Below are 18,798 nucleotides of genomic sequence, written 5' to 3' on the forward strand. Positions count from 1 at the left end.
CTTTGGATTTCTTTCCGTCACCTCGGCTCTTCTTTCCGTCGCTTTGACTTCCCTTCCGCGTCAAGTCCTTAATATTGTGTAAAATTCTATACAAAGTTTTTCAACCCTGATTTTAGTTTTCCTGAATTTTACATCTTACGTTGGAATTCGCCGCTAAAACTTTGAGTTTCGCCGCTAACCACACAAAGAACGCTGCTAACAAGCTTTTTCGCGATTCTATCAGCGATGTGTGTTTGTGGTTCTATCAGCGATGTTCACGGTTTTATCAGCGATGTATGCGGTTCTATCAGCGATGTTCACGGTTTTATCAGCGATGTATGCGGTTCTATCAGCGATGTTCACGGTTTTATCAGCGATGTTTGCGATTTTATCAGCGATTCTTGCACTTTTATCAGAGATGTTCGCGATCCGTCACTTCGGCTCTTCTTTCCGTCGCTTTGACTCTTATTTCCGTCACTTCGGATCTTCTTTCCATCGCTTTGACTTCCTTCCGTCACTTCTTTCCGTCGCTTCGGGCTTTCTTTCCGTCATTCTGGGGATTCTTTCCGTCGTTTCACTCTTTCCTTCCGTCACTTCGGCTCTTCTTTCCGTTGCTTTGACTTCCTTACGTCGCTCTTACCTTTCTTTCCGTCACTTCTGTTTTTCAATCAGTCAAACTTGCCTTCCTTTACCTCCCTTCGTTTTTTCGTTCCGTCGCTCCGCCCTTACTCCCCTTTCCACTCCAATAAAAAACAAAAAACGCCCACAAAAGTGAGCGTTTCTTCCTCAATCATTTATTCATTAGTTCCTTTTTCTACATCATATTGTGTAATCCAGTCACTAAAGCTACCTACATACAGTTGAATATTTTCATAACCTTCATCTGCTAGTACTGCATACAATGGCGATGCTGTAACACCGCTGCCGCAATACACAACAACGTGCTCGTCTTGAGAAACCTTGCTGCGTAACTCATCATTCGCTTGTAGACGACCATCTGACTTTAATTGTTCCCAGTCAAAGTTTTTAGCCGTTGGTATATGCCCAGCTACCATATCAAGAGGCTCTATGTCACCACGGTAGCGAGCTGCGGCACGTGCATCAAGCAACGTTGCTTTGACTTCTCCATCGACAATGGCTTTTACTGCTTCACGTGGAGCATACAGTTCATCTCGCCAAACAAATTCAATCGTAGACGGTGGGTATTTTATAATGTCTTTTGTAAAAGATATTTTTTCCTCGAGTGCAGGTGCACCACCATTCACAATCACTACATTTGGAAAGCCCGCATATGTCAGCATCCACCAGGCACGTGGTGCAAATGGTGCAGCGCCTTGATCGTAAACGACAATTTGATCTTCATAGTGTAATCCTAATCCTTGAAATAATGCCGATAGCTTTTCTTTATTTGGCATAGGATGGCGGCCATTGCTTGACCTCATATCTGATAGATCCTGCTCTAGATCGATATAAACCGCTCCTGGTGCGTGTCCCTCTTCGAATAGTTTATTCCCTGCCTCTTTGTTTTGTAAATCAAAGCGAGCATCTACGAAACGGACTCCATCTAACTGAATTTCCTCAACTGATTTGAATACTTTTCCCAAACGAATCACCTCATGCGTATTGTAATTGTTCGTAAATAGCTTTCCAAGAAGCTAAACGACTTTCTTCCTGAAGTGCAAGTCTTTCTGTTGCAATTTGTTCAAGTGCCTGATGGTAAATATGCAGACGTAATTGCTCTGCCTCCTCAGCAATATAGGTAATAGCCCATGTCATAAGGGATACTTTCTGTGAATCTAAATAGTTTTGCGCATCTGGTTTTGTTAATACTTCAAGTGCCTCACTTAGCTTCACTTTTTCATTCTTCTCAAAGAATGCCTTTTGATTGCGGAAGTGTGATTTAACACTCGAATATTTTGCGATATCTGTAAATGGTCCTTCAAAATCAAGTAAATCTGGCTCGGAAGATTCAAACGCTAGGAACGAGAAGCTACGGTTTAATTCTTTCAGCTCACGTACTTCATCTTTAAAGCGTAATTGCATCTTCTTATTAATAAACTGTGATAAACGGAAGTTTGTTACTCGCATTTCTTGTGTAAAGTCAAAGCGTAAACTTTGCATGACTTCTTTTAAAGCATGCTCTAATGCTTGCTGTGCTGGCATTGCTGCAAATATTGAAGGATTGTAGCCTTCCTTAAAGAACTCTGGATAACGATAATACACACGCTGAAGAACATAATATAATAATTCATCAAGTTCTTGCTTCGTTTCACTTTCTAACATACTTGTATTAAGTGAATTAAACTTCGATGTTATATGCTGTTCAAGAGTTGTTAATTCCTCTAAACGCTCATCCTTACGCTTTAAGTTCTCTTCAGTCTGCGCAATTAAGTCACCTAAACGTTGCTCCGTTTTATCAACTTCTTCTGCAAGTGCCTGAACAGCCAATGCACTTAATTCATCATTTAAGAATGTATGGAAGGCATCTTCGAAAGGTGGCATACCTGATGTTAAATCAGCACCCTCTACTTTTTCCTTCAATGCCAATAAGCTTGATACACCGTAAAGTCGAGGGAAGCGAATGCCAAAGCGTTGTAGCTCTGAACGTACATAGCCTTTTACATCTTCCTGCTCTTCTTCTGTTGTCGCTAAATCAATCGCATTGACGATAAAGAACATCTTATCAAGTTCGAAGGCATCCTTCACACGCCCTAGCTGAATTAAAAACTCACGGTCAGCTTTAGCAAAAGCATGATTATAATAAGTAATAAACAAGATTGCATCAGCATTACGAATATATTCAAACGCAACTCCTGTATGACGCGCATTAATAGAATCTGCTCCTGGTGTGTCAACGAGTGTGACACCCATGCGTGTTAACGGACTATCATAATAGAAATCAATATTATCGACAAAGCATGATTTATTTTCCTGCGCAACAAATTTTTCGAACTCTTCACGGTTAACACGTAATACTTTTCCAAGCTCAGACTTAAATGTTGGGAATCCTTCTTTATATGCACGAATAAATGATTTATGCACATTTAAGCGTTCGTCCGATAGCTGTACCGCAAGCCCTTCATCTGCACGAGTAAATGCTTCTTCTAAAGAAGAAACTGATAAACCAACTGCTGCATATGAAGCTTGAATATCCTCTAGCATTTGGTCAGCTGTTTTTAACAGTACATCGGCTGTTTCATGCGGATGCTCTGGTGTCACAGGACGAATTTTATTAATAGCCGCTGTAGTTGGGTTTGGTGATACTGGTAAAACTTTAGCACCCATTAACGCATTAGAGAATGAAGATTTCCCTGCACTAAATGCACCGAAAAGCGCGATTGTGAAATCTTTTTTCTGTAATCGTTCTACTTTATTTTCTAAGTAAGTTGCTACTTCCGCAAAGCCTTGTACATCCTTTACCGAGTTTGCCGTATGAAGTGCACGCTTCACTACACCCTCAATAGGTAGGCTTGTTGCACTTACTGCTTGCTGTGCCTCTTCCTGTTGTAACGCTTCCTCTTTTGGCTTTAACATCGATTCATCAAACAATCGAATATCCGCTAAATCTTGCTTAAAGGCTTGATTCCATCTTGTAAGCTGTTGATTTGCTAGCTGACGTATTTCATTGCTTGCCTGATGCATAATACTCGCACTATATTGTTGATAACCCTCGATTTCAAGCACTGCCTGAATAGCATCAACTTTCGCTTGCATCCCAGCCATTTTTAATTTAGATGGTGCAGCTATTTCAGTAGCCACTGCTTCTAAAATTGTCGCTTGTGCATCCTTCCAATTATCTGTTTCCTGGATGAAGTAGCGTTTTGTTGCCTCTGCTACACGGTTTGCGAAGTTTAGAACTGCATCTCCAGTTAATAGAGCACCAACTTGTACCTGCTGCTCAATAAGGGCGAATGGCAATTCAAAGGCATAGGCATCAATAGCGGTAGCACGTTCTTCATTTAATGCACTAACATCCTTTAAGACCTTTTTCATTAGCCCCTTTAAATGTCCAGTAATTTGTGCATGCACAACATTTTGATAGGCACTATAGGCATCCTCTTTGCGGCGGTTACGCTCTTCCTCTGTTTTTTTCTTAGCAGTAAATAAGCCTCCTACCTTGAAACCCTCTTGCTGACTCTCTAAATATAGACGTAATTTATCGCGTAAATCAGCTGGCATAATGGCAGCATTCGCAAGAAGTTCTTTACGCTGGTCCTCGAACGTTTCATTCCATGCCTCAATCGAGAACAATTCAACTTGACGATTTAGTTTATTGTACTGCTCTAAAATATCTTTATGGTTTGCCCAGTCATCGGCACTTAATACATCTTCATCGATGTCTAAACGATCTTCTCTTTCTTCTGATAAATAAGTGTCATGTTCACTTTGTAATAAACGCAGTGTATTTGATGCTGTCTGTACAAGTTGATCCTGCCAATCATTCATACTATCCATAACAATTTTTTTAACAGCTTTAAAATCATTATGAGGGTGCTCAGGCTCTCTTAATGAAGTGAAAAATACACCTTTAGGTACTACTCCCCAAGCTGCAAAGGAATTGTGAACAGTTGCTTTAAATTCCTCGAAGCTTAATTCATTTTCATTATGCTTATCAATCATATTTACGATTAAATAAACGTTTGGATTGTACTTCATTAATTGCTTTGTAAATTGAAAATTCAATTCTGATTGCACGTGATTGTAGTCCATTGTATAAAATACGATATCAGCAATATGAAGGGCTGACTCTGTTGACATACGGTGTGCATCATCTGTCGAGTCGACACCTGGCGTATCCATCACTGTAACGCCTAATGGTAATGTCGATGTACTATGACCAATTTCAATTTGAGACACTAGGTCCCCATTTTTACTAAGCTCTTTCACTGTTTTAAAATCATAACCTGCTTCAAATTTTACAGGTTTTTCATTGTGCATATAGACAATCGCAAAGTCTTCATCTGATTTATGGACTTTGACGATATTGGCACTCGTTGGAATAGGACTTGACGCAAGTAAATCTTCACCTGATAGCGCGTTAATCATACTAGACTTACCAGCAGAGAAATGGCCAGCAAAGCCGATAACATATTCTTTTTGCTGTATTTTACGCGCAAAAAGTGATGTCTTATCCATACGCTCTGTATCACCATTATGCTGATAAATTATGTATTGTAACGAAGCTTGCTTTAATAGCGCCTCCAACTGTTGTTCAAAATCATTCATAAAACCAGTAACCCCTTTATTCATATTAATCAATTTCGCCTTGGCGTAATTGCCGCTGTCACTTCGCTTTCGCGCCGATCAACAATGCACAATTTCACTCCTTTAAAAATCCATGACATCCGCAGGAGAAAGCAAGTGCTAACGCAACGGCAGCAACACGATGTTGGTCACTCAGTCATTGCCATAGGACGTGACGTTCTTAGACTGAGTTCCTCTATTACAGTAATGTTTAGAAAGTAACAATATCCGCATTCATCTTACCACTTCAGAGGTGGTATTTTTCTGAATGAAGATAGTCATAATTAGTATTCTACCTTATTCGACAAGCAAAGTATAACACTAATTTACTTTGAAAAGCACATATATAAAGGTTTCAGACGCCATATTCATCCATATCGTCCTGTTTAATCAAAAAAAATGCATTATTCAGGCTCACTCTCAAAACGTGTGGTTGATTTACGTTCCAACTCGGCGCTTTGTTGCTGTCGCTTCGCTTTCGCACAGGTAAAACATTGTTGCTGTCGCTTCGCTTTCGCACAGGTAAAACATTGTTGCTGTCGCTTCGCTATCACACAGTTAATACATTGTTGCTGTCGCTTCGCTTTCGCACAGTTAATACATTGTTGCTGTCGCTCCGCTTTCGCATAGGTAAATCATTGTTGCTGTCGCTACCGAGCAAACCTTCCTGGGGGCGTCCGATAAGCCGCTTCGCTCCAGAGTCTCTAACAAAGGTAGGCCATTTATTAAACTACTAGTTTCTATTCCACAATGGTTGCACAACTAAGTAAATAATAATTTTCTCCATATTTTAAGGTAAGGAAAATTAAGTTTTAAAAAGAGATATTATGCGATTGCCATACTAAAATTTCTAAATGCAGTGGAAATTATAACTACAAAACGAAATGAGGGACAAACAATTAAATGAGGTGATAAAAAAATGGTGAATTATAGAGGTCACGGTAAAATCGAGCAAGAATGTAAATGTGGGTGTGAAGATCGGTTTATTTGGCCTCGAATAAAAGCTAGTACCATTCCTTCGGTAGAGCCTCCCCCGGTTATTAAACCTATTGGAACAATCATTCCAACAGTAAATAGATATTTCTTTATTGCTACATCAGATATTCATTTAACGAATGGGGTGACACTACTTGCTAGCCAATTTTGGGATGATGATGGAAACCTAGCAACTGAATTTAAGATTTTTAATCCGAATGGCTACGTTAATCTTTATATCAATGCCGTAATGCAGGAAGGTGGCATTTATACTATAATCCCAACCTCATTAACCTTAAGTCCAGATAAATCAACAATTTATAAAGGAACTCCAATCATCATAGAATCATTAGGATTTACTGCAATGTAAGAAACAAACCTGAAAGGGGGTGAAAATAAGTGGCACTTTCTATTATTAATATTCATGTCAATGTTACAGGTACTTCGACTAGATTTTTCAATGTTTTAGCAACACCTTTAACGATCTCTGATGGTACAACACTTGCAGCTACTACCTTTTTAAATGATAGCGGTTCTGCTGCAACTACTTTCCCAATCGTAACAAACGGGTACTATAATTTATATATAAATGGGGTGCTTCAGGAGGGTGGTTCCTATTCAGTTTCTGCAACAGAATTAACATTCCAAACTGTTACAGGCACTTTACCAGCAGGAACACCAATTATTGTTGAGGCTGTTGAATTAGTGACTACACTTTAATCAGCTTCGGGAAATTGGGAAGAGAAAGAAATGGATGTTGTTATACGAATCTAAAATAATCTTCATATAATAACAATAATGGATGCCTTATAAAATTTAAGAGCATCCATTATTGTTATTTTCCATTTTCATAATCCAGTGCACTTTTTTCTTTTGCTATACTGACATGACATCACTCCATTTGATGTTAGAATACTTTTGACATGTACAAGCCTGTTTTGAATCAATGCATTTGATCGACTCACTAATAGGAAAGTCAATCATTTGTTGCACGAATTGTCTCCTCGATACAGAGCCTAATAGATGTTATTAAATCTTGAATATTCCATCCCGGGATTTTTCCATGCTGAATCGCCAAATCAAATGACGCAGGAATATGAATAAATCCAGCGCGGACTCCTTTATGTTGCTTTGCATAAACTAGCCCTTCATACATAATATTGTTGCATAAATAGGTACCCGCCGTATTTGATATTTCCGCTGGATACCCCTCTTTGCATAATCGATTCACCATATTTCTAATAGGTAAATTCGTTATATACGCGTCTTCACCGCCATCATAAATGCTCTCATCTGTTGGTGTATAACCATTATTATCCGCTTCGCCATCTTTAATATTAATCGCTATTCGCTCAGGTGTTATTTTAAAACGTCCTCCAGCTAAGCCTAATGAAATAATGATTTCTGGCTTTATCTCAGCAATATATTGTTTTAGCTGCTGAGCAGATTGCTGAAAATCTACTGACAAAATGCGTCCTATAATTTCATAGCCATCCATCATTTCTCCATGTAAGTTTTCTACAATTTGCATTGTTGGATTAATTTTATACTCAAGAAATGGTACAAACCCTGTTAACAATATTTTTGTCATGTTATCTTCACCTTAATTTCTATAGGACATCGCTTGATTGCCCATCCTTTTTTATTATTGTTATTTCTAGTGCGAATTCTGTAACCTAAATAACGACTGTATTCATCAATGACCCACATTGCACCATATAACTAATTTTTTTAATTCTACAAAAAGCGACTCCCATTTACAATATATTTCAGAAAAAACAAACAACTCTCCCCTTTTTATGAAAGATCGATAAAAAAAGCATGATCTCAAAATTACTTAGATCATGCTCTACCTATATAATAATTGTCTTAATTGATATCCTCTTATTTCAAATGTGCAGTCGCCTGTTTCATAACGTGTTTTCCCACTCCAATATAGATAACCACTGCCGCTCCAATAAATACGAATGTCATCGCTAACCGCTCCTTTTAATAAATAAATATTTGTATTCGAAAAGTCTTACGTCCATTTATTGATTTTGAAAATCATTCTCATTAATATAATATAAATTTCCCATTAATTCGTCAAGACATACTTTCATCTTACCCATTTAACATGGTAAGATGTAGAAAAGTCGGAAAAAGGATGCGATAATGATGAGTAATTCGAAGTACTTTCAAACTATTTTAAACGGGACAATTCACGCTTTAAAATCGATCCTTCCTATGGATATAGAGGTAAAAACACCTAGTATTATTTCTGAACCATTTCAACAACAGCAAATGGGTGTTTTAATCGGTTTAATAGGAGATTTAAAGGGCCGTGTAATCATTGATTCCTCTCCTGAAATTTTTAGTGGTATCGGCAATATAATGTTTGGCATGCCTCTTGAAGGAGAAATGTTGGAATCCTTTACAGGAGAATTCGGGAATATGATTGCAGGAAATTTATGCACTACTGTAGGACAAGAAAGCTTAGAAATTGATATCACACCGCCAACAGTGATGGTTGGCAACACGAAGTTATACGGCTTTGAAAAGGCATTTATACTCCCTGTTACAATTCCAAGTGTTGGTCCGCTGACAGTTCTTTTAACAATTGAAGGAGAATAGAGTACTAGAATATCGAACTATCCCAAATGATATATCCTATGCCAATTCATTAAACATTTATGAACACACTTTGTCATTCTCTATAATTAACAGTGGATACCCCATTAGGCTTAAGTCCAAAATACAATTAGTAAATTTTCTTGAAAATAAAGATATTTTAATAATAATTCCTCTAATTTTAACCAATAAGTGGCTATCTCAATGACTATTGAGTTAGCTATTTTTTATTCCACCCTCAATTCTTCACATTTTTTTCACACATTTCGCCAATATATGTGATTTTTTTCACATCTAAAAGAAATTTATTTATATATCATGGCAATTAGAAAGACACAATAAAAGCGTAGGAGGAGCAAAAATGGCAAATAAAAAAAAGTCAGATGAAAATTTAAAAGGTTCACTCTATGCGGTATTTGGAGTAGGAATCATCATTATCTTGCTTTGGGTGTACTGCTTCGATTTGTTCATCAATCGTTTTTAACTTCTTTCAGCAATTGTTTTTTGTAGCAAAAACGAAGCGTCAGGTACAGAAGTCTTCACCTCTATAAGTGGTGGATGAATGCGGATTTTTCAGCGAGTATTCAAACGCCCGCTGAAAGAAGTTAAAGCCTCCGGCGGATGTCACGGAATCGTTTGTGCAAGCACAAAGCCGATTTCAGAAGCATTGTTTATTTGCGCGAAAGCGTAGCGACAGCGGCAATTATGCCGAGGCATAATGATTCTACTAAGAAAGGACAGAGACATATGCACTTACATAAGTATGAAAAATATTGGCTTGTGTTTGGAGTTACTACTTTAGTAGCATTCCTTATCATTCTAGGCATCGGTGCATTCCATCAAGGCTCACATCCGAACAATGGTAAAAAAACACTAGATTATGAGAAAGTAAGAGAATTTGCACCTTTCGATAACCCGGGTGTACATAAAGTAGAAGGTAAAGATTGGGATTACGAAGTAGTTGTTTTAGCATCAGCATTTAACTACAATCCTCCAGAAATTGAAGTGCCACTTGGAGCTAAAGTGAAATTTATTGCAACGAGTGCAGATGTAATGCACGGTTTTGAAGTTGCAGGTACAAATATTAATATGATGCTTGAACCAGGTTACATTTCTGAATATGTAACTACAGTAAATAAAGAAGGCGAGTTTTTAATCGTATGTAATGAATACTGTGGTACAGGACATACGATGATGCACTCTATGCTAAAGGTGGTGAAGCCAAATGAGTCTCAACAATAATTTGACAAAAGTGGATCGTCGTGATGCGAAGCTTGCGATGGCACATATTTATGTGGCATTCATCGCATTGTTATTAGGGGGTCTTGCTGGTTTATTACAAGTTTTCGTTCGTTCTGGTCAATTTACATTACCAGCAGGCATTGGTTACTATCAAGTTTTAACCGTACATGGTGTTTTACTCGGTCTTATTTTAACAACATTCTTTATTTTTGGTTTCCAAATTGCTAGTGTTAGCCGTACGTCAGGGACTTTTTCAGACGGTCAACGTCGCCTTGGTTGGATCGGCTTCTGGTTAATGACTATCGGTACAGCAGCAGCTGCAACAATGGTTCTACTTAATGAGGCATCTGTTTTATATACATTCTATGCTCCATTGAAAGCTCACTGGATATTCTATTTTGGCCTAACATTAGTCGTTGTTGGTTCTTGGGTTGGCGGCGCGGGTCAAATATTACGCTATACACAGTGGCGTAAAGAAAACAAGGGAAGCGGACAACGAAGCCCATTACTATCATTTATGGTTGTTGTAAATAATTTAATGTGGTTTGTAGCAACTCTAGGTGTAGCTGCTTCTGTTTTATTCCAGTTACTACCATGGTCCTTAGGTTTTGTTGAACGTGTCGACATAGCACTATCCCGTACATTATTCTGGTATTTCGGTCATGCGCTTGTTTATTTCTGGTTATTACCAGCATATATGGTTTGGTATGTTATTATTCCGAAGGTTATTGGCGGGAAAATTTTCTCTGACTCTTTAGCAAGACTGTCATTTATGCTATTCTTAATTTTCTCTGTACCAGTTGGGATTCATCACCAATTAACAGAGCCTGGTATTACTGGCACATGGAAATTCATACAAGTTGTTTTAACATTTGCCGTAATCGTACCATCCTTAATGACTGCCTTTTCGATGTTTGCCATGTTTGAATTACGTGGTCGCGAATTAGGTGGGAAAGGTCTTTATGGCTGGTTCAAAAAGTTACCTTGGAAAGATGCTCGTTTCTTCGTACCATTTATCGGTATGCTAGCGTTTATTCCTGGTGGCGCTGGCGGTATCATCAATGCTTCTTACCAAATGAACCAATTAATCCATAATACTATTTGGGTTACAGGGCATTTCCATTTAACAATTGCAACAACAGCCGTTTTAACTTATTTCGGTGCAGCATTTTGGTTAATACCATATTTAACAGGTCGTACATTGACTAAATCTTTAAACAATCTTGGTAATTTTGCCGCTATTTTATGGGCAACTGGTATGACAATTATGTCTTCCGCTATGCATATCGCAGGTCTGTTCGGTGCACCTCGTCGATCTGATTACTCTGAGTATGGCGGTGCTCAACAAGCATATGATTGGATTCCTTATCAAATCGCTCAAGCTGTCGGTGGTACAATACTGTTCATCGCTATCATCATCATACTTTATATTGTGGTGAAATTAGCATGGTTTGCACCAAAAGGCGAAGAGGAATTCCCAGTTGGTGAAGTACATGAAAATGGTGGTACTACTCCAGCTATTCTAGAGAACTTTAAAGTATGGCTTGTTATTTTAGTAGCATTAATTTTATTCGCTTACACTATTCCAATTATCGATATTATTTCTAATTCCCCTCCAGGCTCTAAAGGCTATAAACTTTGGTAACAATGTTTTCCATCTTCTTAAAAAAAGCGATTTCTCTAGCTGAGAAATCGCTTTTTACTTTGCTGAAAAAATGTAATTAAGGTATTAATTAAAGAAAAGCTTTTATGCAAAACGAGGGGTTGATTTCAGTTCCGGCTGTGAGCTTTGCAGCTGTCGCTTCGCTTTCCCACAGAAAACATTTCGCTTTCGCACAGAGCAAAGCTTCCTGGGGGCGTCCGATGAGCAGTTTCACTCGCGAAAGTTCGCTCCAGGGTCTTATCTGTGACGCGGATCCCCAAGAGTCGTCAGCCTCCACTTCAATCAGCCAATTCACATAGCATATTTTTTATGTACGAAACGGAGCGGCAGCAACAAGATGTGTTTTTCTGCCAAAGCGAATCAGCAAAATACTTAAACGGAGGAAGTTGCACAACTCCCTCCCCCAGGTGAGCGAGTAACTTAGATCCACCCTCATCGAAAACGCCACAACATTCATTTTGTTTTTCGACATTATGAAAAGCGATTCCTCTACTACAGAGAAATCGCTTTGTCCTTTAGAGCTGATACAGCTTTGTATACTTTTCTTGTAAATAGTTTGCTAAGTATTTTGCATTTAGGCCTTCCCCTGTTGCTTCCTGTAGCAATTCGAACGGCTTCTTCAGCGCGCCGTATTGATGGACTTTGTCTGTTAACCACTCTCGAATTGGTATGAGCTCTCCCTTTTCTAACAGCTCATCAAAGTTTGGAAGATCTTTATCCATTGCATGCTTCCATTGTGCAGCGTAAATCATTCCTAAAGCATAGGATGGGAAATAGCCAAACATGCCACCTGACCAGTGCATATCTTGTAGTACCCCTTTTGCATCTGTGTCAGGACGAATGCCTAAATATTCTTCGTATTTATCATTCCATACTTCTGGAAGATCTTTCGCTTGAAGATCGCCATTGAATAAATCACGTTCAATTTCATAGCGAATCATAATATGTAGTGGATACGTTAACTCATCTGCTTCAATACGAATAAACGATGGCTCCACCATATTAATTGCTCGCAGGAATTCAGCTAATGCTACATCCCCAAATTGCTCAGGTGAATACTTTTGAAGTCGCGCGTAGTTATGCTCCCAGAACTTTTCGTTTCTACCTACAAAATTTTCATAAAATAAAGATTGGGACTCATGTATGCCCATAGATGTACCTGTTGCTAACGGTAAACCATCAAGCTTGACATCGATATTTTGCTCATACATAGCATGTCCACACTCATGTATAGTTCCAAAAATTGCTGAGCGGAAATCATTTTCATCATATTTCGTTGTAATACGATTATCTCCATGATTTAAGCCAATCATAAATGGATGCACACTTTCATCTAAGCGACCTGCATCAAAATCATAGCCAAGTTGTGCTAACATTTCTAATGATAATGCACGCTGAGATTCACGAGGGAAATGCTTAAATAAAATACTTGTAGCTGGTTTATTTGGTGAAGCTGTAATCTTTTGCACAAGCGAAACGATTGTTTCAAGTAATTGACTAAAAACTTGATCTAAAACATCAGTCGTCATATCAGGTTCATATAAATCTAGTAATGTATTGTACGGAGAACCGTTTTTAATCCCCCAATATTGAATGAATTTCTTCTGCCAGCTTATCATTTCCTCTAGATAAGGTAGGAATAACGCAAAATTATTCGTCGCTTTTGCTTCTTCCCATGCTGTTTCCGCTTTAGATTGTAAAATGACAAATGTCTTATATTCATCAGCCGGAATTTTTTTATTTTGATCATACTCTTTACGAACTTCCTCAACTAAACGCAGCGTAACATAATCAAGATCTGCCTTTTGCCCCTCTAGATCTGTAAGTAATTGCCCTAACTCTTCACTCGTTTGCATGTCAAATAAAGAAGCCGATAATGTTCCAACTACCTCTGAACGCTGAGCTAATCCTTTCTTAGGTGCACCCGTGCGCATATCCCAATAAATCACACTTAATGCTTCTCCGTAGTGCTTCATTTTTTTTACATAGTCAGTAAATTGTTGTACGGTCATGCTAACATCCTCCTTTTCACGCTATTAGTTTATCATATTTTCGAAAATTTTGTATATTATGGACTTTATAGTATTTATTATAGGAATAGTAACTGTTCACAATTTTATTTCTACAAAACTATTCCATTGCGAATAGCATATACAACCGCTCTCGTTCGATCAACTGCACCAAAGATAGGAACAGAAATGTTTTAAAATCCATATTTTTCATCCAGTAAGTTGTTTGTATCTCCTATAAATAATAAACCGACGAGCACATACACTACCAAGCGGTATAAACATAAGAGCATTCGTTAAGGATATGACAGCATGCTCTTTTCCCCATTTTACTGCAAGTAGGCGCAATATAAGAATTCCTAGAAATACAATAACTCCAGCGATAGAGCTTTGTGTAGTTACGATTCCTCTTTCATGATGAACACGGATTTTTTCTAATTTTCCTCTCCAAATTCCGATACCTATGCCAATTGTTAAACAAATGAAGAACAACATATAGCTTCTCGGTGATAATTTATCTGAACTCAAAATAGAAGTACACGTTATCCCAATTAACAAAATCGGTATTATCCACATTCTAGTTGGTCTAACTTTTTTCTCCCTTAACATAAGAAGAATCATGACTATAAGGACAACCAAGTAGCTACTCATTTCTTCCCTCTCTTTATTTAATAAATTTTTAGTAAAAGTAGCATATCATTATGGCTCGGCAGAAGGCTTTAGGTAAATACGAAGTTGGTCACTCAGTTATTGCCACAGGACATAGCATATTTACACTCAGTTCCTCTATTTAAGCGGATGTTTGAACACCCGCTCCAAAAGTGACTTAAAACCGCATTCTTCTTTACCTCAATAGAGGTGGTAAACTTCTGCTGTCACTTTGTTTTCGCTATAGAAAATTATTGCATTTTCCCTGATAATAAAAAAACCTCCCCGTTAGGAATGTAAAAGACTTTCGCCACCTTTTCATTTCTTCTCGGAGAGGATCAACTTAATTGTAAGATTGGTTTAAGTAGATGTTATTTTGATAACTCATATACCTACTTTTATGTACAATAGAAAAATTATAATACCGCTGGGATTATATAGTCTTTTATTAATGGCCATCTATCTCGTGGATTCATAATGAATTGTGAACTAATTGCTACAATCATATTCATGTTTGGTATACAACAAATCATATTGCCCCCATCCCCTATTGCTGAAAAGGTAGAAAATCCATCTTCTTGCCGTAGCCACCATAAATAACCGTAATTGTTATGATTCATCTCCGTTGATTTACGAACCCATACCTCCGAGAGAATCCTTTTATAATCCCAAATACCATTGTTTAAATAAAGGTAGCCAAATCGTGCCATATCACGTGTAGTTAATGTTAGCCCCCATCCGCCTGTCGAATGACCGTTTGGATCATGGATCCACCCCTTAACATTTTTTCCGAATAAATCATCAAACCCATATGCGTCCATTTGATAGTCAGGAATTTCTTTCATGCCTAGCGGTGTAAACAAATGTTCATTCGCGAACGCTCGTGCACTCTTGCCTGTACTTTCAGTAAGAATAGCTGACAATAAATGTGCTCCAGCTGTGGAGTATTTAAACGCGCCTAAATCCCCATTTTCACCTATTATATCAAGTGTATATTTTATCCAATCCTGCTGTTGACAAAGAATATCTAGCGGTTCATGCCAATCTTCATATGGATATGGTACTGTCATCGTGAGAAGATGTCGTATAGTAATCTGTTGTTTCTGCTTATTAGCATCAGCAACATATTTAGGGAAAAAATCTAACACCTTTTCTTCAACGCTTTTGATATATCCTTTATCGATAGCGATGCCTATAAGTGCAGATAGTACACTTTTCGTTACAGATGCTACATGTTGACAATCATCAGGACTTTTCCCATTAAAATATTTTTCATATGCTAAATTACCATTTTTAATGATAACAATACCATTTATATTGTTATATTCACTTTTTATCGTGTGCTCTAGCTCGGAAAGCTTTTCATTGTTCAAATATATGCTTTCAGGCTTTACCGTGTGCCAATTTATTGTTGTTTGCATAGGAACCTCCTAATGGTCGTTTTGTCATTTTTTCTTTACAGGAAAATATACCTCAGTCATATAATCCTCAGGAGAGTTTGCTTGATTTGGATCTGTTACATATATTTCATATGGTGGCAATATCAATTCATACCCCTCGACTTCAATCCACTTCATCAAATTAGCATAGACAGATGTTAATTCAGGATATGCTCCTTTTAAAACGGATTTCGCACAGAGACTACCAGGCAAATCTCTCGTTCCTTTAACAGACTCAGCTATTGGAATAGCGAACTCAGTATCATTACCAGTAGGGTTAAATTCAGGGCTGTGATAAATCGTCATCGGCTTACCGAGTAAAGTGAGCTGCTCCGTCGCAATCTTTTCATATAGCTTGCTAAAATAGTTACCGTATCCTGATGAATAGTCATCACTGCTCATTATTAGACGCGTAAAAAGAATATTTATTGGCTTTGTTTCAACTAGCTGTACTTCGATATCGTCAAGATACGACATGATTGACATCCCCTTTTCTAAGTTTGCAATATCATGACTTAGTTGTTTTTCAAGATATTCAAAAGCCTTTAGTTTTTCTTGCATCTCATTTCTTTTATGCTTAAGCGCAGAAAAAAGCATTTCTTCGGATTGATCCTCTTCTAATTCCAACATTGCTTTAATTTCTTCAAGAGAAAAATGATAGGATTTTAAACGGTTGATATAAAGCATCCTTTTTAGTTGATCGATGGAATAATACCTATAACCGCTTTCAGCATTAATCTCATCTGGGTTAATTAATCCAATTTCATCGTAATATCGAAGTGTTTTTGTCGAGACACCACATATTTTTGAGAATTCTCCTATTGATAGCACAAAACCACCTCACTTATTAATTTGTTACTTGCTACCATTCCTTTATACACCTTCCCCTTAGGGCAAAGTCAATCAAGACCTTTGCTTTATTCTAAAATCTTTTATTGACCGTTTAGTACAAAAAAGATATTCTAGTAATGTAAATGAGAGGAGGATCAATTTGAATAAACGAGGCAGACCCCGAGAGTTTGATTATTCCTCAATTGTAGATGTCGCCATGAAAACTTTTTGGATAAGAGGGTATGAGGGGTGTTCTACACAGGATTTATGTAATGATACTGGACTTGGGAAAGGAAGCTTATACAATACTTTTGGTAGTAAACATGAACTATATCAACAAGTATTAGAACGCTATCATGAGTTAGGAATTAAAGAACAGCAGGAATTGTTAAATGCTCCAACTGCATTCAAAGAACGGGTAAGTAATTTTTTCGAATGGGCATTAAAGAAGGATTTTGAGAATATTGATCAAAAAGGTTGTTTGTTAATCAATGCCAGTGTGGAAAGAGCTAAGAATGACGAAATGGTTCAAGAAATTTTCTCAAGGCATGTTGAGCTCCTTAGACAAGCTATTGAAAAAGTAATGGAGGAAGGATTGCAAACTGGCGAAATTTCAAAAAATCAAACAGCCGAGGAATTAGCTAGTCTATTTTTAAGCAGTTATTACGGGTTTCGTGTTCTTAATGTTTCGATGCAAAATCGGATGTTGTCTGAGCAGATTATGAACGGAACATTAGAATCTATTTTTGGCGCTTAGTGCGCTCTTTTTCAGCACCATTTTTGTACCGAACGTTACAATAATAAAATTAGGAGTGTTTTTATGCCATCAATTATTTATTTACTAGCTTTAGCAATTTTTTGTATGACTACTTCAGAATTTATGGTTGCAGGTATGATGAACGAACTTGCCCTTGCATTTCAGGTTCCTATATCTTTAATCGGGTATTTAATTACAGCTTATGCAGGAGCAATGGTAGTAGGAGGACCTATTTTAACTGCAGCCCTTCTACGAATACGCAGTAAACAAGCCTTATTATTTTTAATGTTTGTATTTTTAATCGGCCAATCGCTCGGAGCTTTTGCTTGGAACTATGATAGTATGATGGTTTCACGAATTATTACTGGTATTGCTTCATCTTCAGCATTGGGTGTTGCCATTTCCTTTTCCGCAACATTGGTTCCCCCTAATTCAAGGGGAAAAGCTGCCTCTATAGTACTTGCAGGTTTAATGATTGCAACAGTCATAGGCTTACCTATAACAACGATTATCTCGCAAAACTTTGGCTGGCGTATTAGTTTTGGGTTTGTTTCTATTCTCGTACTAGTTTCCGGGATTATGATTCAGTCGTTACTACCATCAGTGCCAAACAAAGAACGATTAAAATGGAAAGATGAGCTTATGCACTTTAAGAACATTCATCTTTGGGCAGCGTACATAACAAGTATGTTTATTATAGGTGGTACGTTTGCAGCGTTCAGTTATTTTACGCCTATCTTCACAAATATCACAGGCTTTTCAAACGCAAGCATTCCCTATTTACTTGCTCTCTATGGTAGTGTAACAGTAGTCGGGAATATAGTGATTGGCAAGTTTGCTGATAAATATACAACGGAAACACTTTTGAGTGGATTGATTATTTTAATCGTAGCCATGTCTTCATTTGCTTTAGGAGCTGAAAATAAATACATTGCCGTTATTATGACTATTTTTATTGGCTTGACTGGTGTTGCAATGAACCCAGCTATGGTAGCGAGAGTGATGAAAACAGCTACTAATAGCACGATGATCAATACCATTCATAGTTCTTTTATTACGCTTGGTGTTGTTATCGGTTCATCACTAGGCGGTCTAGGAATTAGTAAGGGATATGGCTATACATCCCCACTATGGATTGGCGTTTGTTTAGCTACCTTTGGATTACTATCAATATTCCCTTATTTACATAAAAGAAAGGAACATTAATGTTTCTGCATTGTGAAGCCGAGCAACTTGTCTGTACCCGATAAAACAGGAACTATCGCATTTGGAAAAAGCAATCAAAAGAAGCTCTCCTCATCATTTTCATGATCAAGGAAAGCTTCTTACTTTTATATAAATTAGGGGAAATTTTACTAGCTTTTAAGTGTAATGTTCGGTTTCCAATCAAACATTTTTAAG

The 18,798-nt window shown here is 37.6% G+C and carries 16 protein-coding genes; 9 read left to right on the top strand and 7 right to left on the bottom strand.

Annotated features, from left to right (window positions below; genetic code table 11):
- Nucleotides 1-250 precede the first annotated feature (250 nt).
- The gene (locus tag ACIQ7N_RS00605; protein WP_402929533.1) at nt 251-754 is read left to right on the top strand and encodes a hypothetical protein; all 504 of its coding nucleotides are present in this window, start codon (nt 251-253) and stop codon (nt 752-754) included.
- Between the two features lie 19 nt (nt 755-773).
- Here ACIQ7N_RS00605 and ACIQ7N_RS00610 read toward each other — a convergent pair whose 3' ends face one another.
- Both ACIQ7N_RS00610 and ACIQ7N_RS00615 read right to left on the bottom strand, forming a co-directional pair.
- A complete protein-coding gene (locus tag ACIQ7N_RS00610; protein ID WP_402929534.1) occupies nt 774-1,583 on the bottom strand; it encodes a sulfurtransferase in 810 nt (269 codons plus the stop codon).
- Between the two features lie 10 nt (nt 1,584-1,593).
- A complete protein-coding gene (locus ACIQ7N_RS00615; protein ID WP_402929536.1) occupies nt 1,594-5,205 on the bottom strand; it encodes a dynamin family protein in 3,612 nt (1,203 codons plus the stop codon).
- Nucleotides 5,206-6,142: 937 nt separating this feature from the next.
- On the opposite strand from ACIQ7N_RS00615, the gene ACIQ7N_RS00620 reads away from it, so the two are divergent.
- Both ACIQ7N_RS00620 and ACIQ7N_RS00625 read left to right on the top strand, forming a co-directional pair.
- Entirely contained in the window at nt 6,143-6,568 is a 426-nt protein-coding gene (locus ACIQ7N_RS00620; RefSeq protein WP_402929538.1) for a DUF4183 domain-containing protein, read from the top strand.
- Nucleotides 6,569-6,597: 29 nt separating this feature from the next.
- On the top strand, nt 6,598-6,918 hold the full coding sequence (locus ACIQ7N_RS00625; RefSeq protein WP_402929540.1) for a DUF4183 domain-containing protein: 321 nt from the start codon (nt 6,598-6,600) through the stop codon (nt 6,916-6,918).
- A gap of 256 nt (nt 6,919-7,174) precedes the next feature.
- Here the strand turns inward: ACIQ7N_RS00625 and ACIQ7N_RS00630 are convergent, their stop codons facing one another.
- Entirely contained in the window at nt 7,175-7,789 is a 615-nt protein-coding gene (locus tag ACIQ7N_RS00630; protein ID WP_248718539.1) for a pyroglutamyl-peptidase I, read from the bottom strand.
- A gap of 566 nt (nt 7,790-8,355) precedes the next feature.
- Between ACIQ7N_RS00630 and ACIQ7N_RS00635 the strand changes: the two genes are divergently transcribed.
- The 4 genes from ACIQ7N_RS00635 (at nt 8,356) to ACIQ7N_RS00650 (ending at nt 11,695) form a co-directional block, all read left to right on the top strand.
- Entirely contained in the window at nt 8,356-8,811 is a 456-nt protein-coding gene (locus tag ACIQ7N_RS00635; RefSeq protein WP_142508472.1) for a chemotaxis protein CheX, read from the top strand.
- 358 nt (nt 8,812-9,169) lie between these two features.
- Complete coding sequence (locus tag ACIQ7N_RS00640; RefSeq protein ID WP_255505077.1) at nt 9,170-9,292, top strand: hypothetical protein; 123 nt, start codon at nt 9,170-9,172, stop codon at nt 9,290-9,292.
- A gap of 263 nt (nt 9,293-9,555) precedes the next feature.
- Nucleotides 9,556-10,050, top strand: coding sequence for a cytochrome c oxidase subunit II (locus ACIQ7N_RS00645; RefSeq protein ID WP_132359007.1), 495 nt, complete (start codon nt 9,556-9,558; stop codon nt 10,048-10,050).
- Nucleotides 10,034-11,695, top strand: a complete 1,662-nt coding sequence (locus tag ACIQ7N_RS00650; RefSeq protein WP_132359010.1) for a b(o/a)3-type cytochrome-c oxidase subunit 1 — start codon at nt 10,034-10,036, stop codon at nt 11,693-11,695. Before ACIQ7N_RS00645 ends, ACIQ7N_RS00650 begins: the two co-directional genes overlap by 17 nt.
- A 533-nt stretch (nt 11,696-12,228) precedes the next feature.
- On the opposite strand, the gene ACIQ7N_RS00655 is transcribed toward ACIQ7N_RS00650, so the two are convergent.
- The 4 genes from ACIQ7N_RS00655 to ACIQ7N_RS00670 all read right to left on the bottom strand — a co-directional run bounded on the left by ACIQ7N_RS00655 (nt 12,229) and on the right by ACIQ7N_RS00670 (nt 16,640).
- Entirely contained in the window at nt 12,229-13,725 is a 1,497-nt protein-coding gene (locus tag ACIQ7N_RS00655) for a carboxypeptidase M32 (protein ID WP_402929542.1), read from the bottom strand.
- Nucleotides 13,726-13,932: 207 nt separating this feature from the next.
- Nucleotides 13,933-14,373 carry a CcdC protein domain-containing protein gene (locus ACIQ7N_RS00660; protein ID WP_402929543.1) on the bottom strand — a complete coding sequence of 147 codons (441 nt, stop codon included), beginning with the start codon at nt 14,371-14,373 and terminating at the stop codon, nt 13,933-13,935.
- 413 nt (nt 14,374-14,786) lie between these two features.
- Complete coding sequence (locus ACIQ7N_RS00665; protein WP_402929545.1) at nt 14,787-15,791, bottom strand: serine hydrolase domain-containing protein; 1,005 nt, start codon at nt 15,789-15,791, stop codon at nt 14,787-14,789.
- A gap of 24 nt (nt 15,792-15,815) precedes the next feature.
- Complete coding sequence (locus tag ACIQ7N_RS00670) at nt 15,816-16,640, bottom strand: MerR family transcriptional regulator (RefSeq protein ID WP_402929547.1); 825 nt, start codon at nt 16,638-16,640, stop codon at nt 15,816-15,818.
- A 160-nt stretch (nt 16,641-16,800) separates the two neighbouring features.
- On the opposite strand from ACIQ7N_RS00670, the gene ACIQ7N_RS00675 reads away from it, so the two are divergent.
- Both ACIQ7N_RS00675 and ACIQ7N_RS00680 read left to right on the top strand, forming a co-directional pair.
- Nucleotides 16,801-17,397 carry a TetR/AcrR family transcriptional regulator gene (locus ACIQ7N_RS00675; RefSeq protein ID WP_402929549.1) on the top strand — a complete coding sequence of 199 codons (597 nt, stop codon included), beginning with the start codon at nt 16,801-16,803 and terminating at the stop codon, nt 17,395-17,397.
- Nucleotides 17,398-17,460: 63 nt separating this feature from the next.
- Nucleotides 17,461-18,603, top strand: coding sequence for an MFS transporter (locus tag ACIQ7N_RS00680; RefSeq protein WP_402929550.1), 1,143 nt, complete (start codon nt 17,461-17,463; stop codon nt 18,601-18,603).
- The last annotated feature ends 195 nt before the right edge of the window (nt 18,604-18,798 follow it).

The sequence above is a fragment of the Lysinibacillus sp. NPDC095746 genome, assembly GCF_044763535.1.
Taxonomy (GTDB): Bacteria; Bacillota; Bacilli; order Bacillales_A; family Planococcaceae; genus Lysinibacillus.

Excerpts from the sequence above, each read along its gene's own strand:
- ACIQ7N_RS00605 (WP_402929533.1), top strand. The coding sequence starts at position 251 with ATGTTCACGGTTTTATCAGCGATGTATGCGGTTCTATCAGCGATGTTC.
- ACIQ7N_RS00615 (WP_402929536.1), bottom strand. The coding sequence starts at position 5,205 with ATGAATGATTTTGAACAACAGTTGGAGGCGCTATTAAAGCAAGCTTCG.
- ACIQ7N_RS00620 (WP_402929538.1), top strand. The coding sequence starts at position 6,143 with ATGGTGAATTATAGAGGTCACGGTAAAATCGAGCAAGAATGTAAATGT.
- ACIQ7N_RS00630 (WP_248718539.1), bottom strand. The coding sequence starts at position 7,789 with ATGACAAAAATATTGTTAACAGGGTTTGTACCATTTCTTGAGTATAAA.
- ACIQ7N_RS00635 (WP_142508472.1), top strand. The coding sequence starts at position 8,356 with ATGAGTAATTCGAAGTACTTTCAAACTATTTTAAACGGGACAATTCAC.
- ACIQ7N_RS00640 (WP_255505077.1), top strand. The coding sequence starts at position 9,170 with ATGGCAAATAAAAAAAAGTCAGATGAAAATTTAAAAGGTTCACTCTAT.
- ACIQ7N_RS00645 (WP_132359007.1), top strand. The coding sequence starts at position 9,556 with ATGCACTTACATAAGTATGAAAAATATTGGCTTGTGTTTGGAGTTACT.
- ACIQ7N_RS00650 (WP_132359010.1), top strand. The coding sequence starts at position 10,034 with ATGAGTCTCAACAATAATTTGACAAAAGTGGATCGTCGTGATGCGAAG.
- ACIQ7N_RS00655 (WP_402929542.1), bottom strand. The coding sequence starts at position 13,725 with ATGACCGTACAACAATTTACTGACTATGTAAAAAAAATGAAGCACTAC.
- ACIQ7N_RS00660 (WP_402929543.1), bottom strand. The coding sequence starts at position 14,373 with ATGAGTAGCTACTTGGTTGTCCTTATAGTCATGATTCTTCTTATGTTA.
- ACIQ7N_RS00665 (WP_402929545.1), bottom strand. The coding sequence starts at position 15,791 with ATGCAAACAACAATAAATTGGCACACGGTAAAGCCTGAAAGCATATAT.
- ACIQ7N_RS00680 (WP_402929550.1), top strand. The coding sequence starts at position 17,461 with ATGCCATCAATTATTTATTTACTAGCTTTAGCAATTTTTTGTATGACT.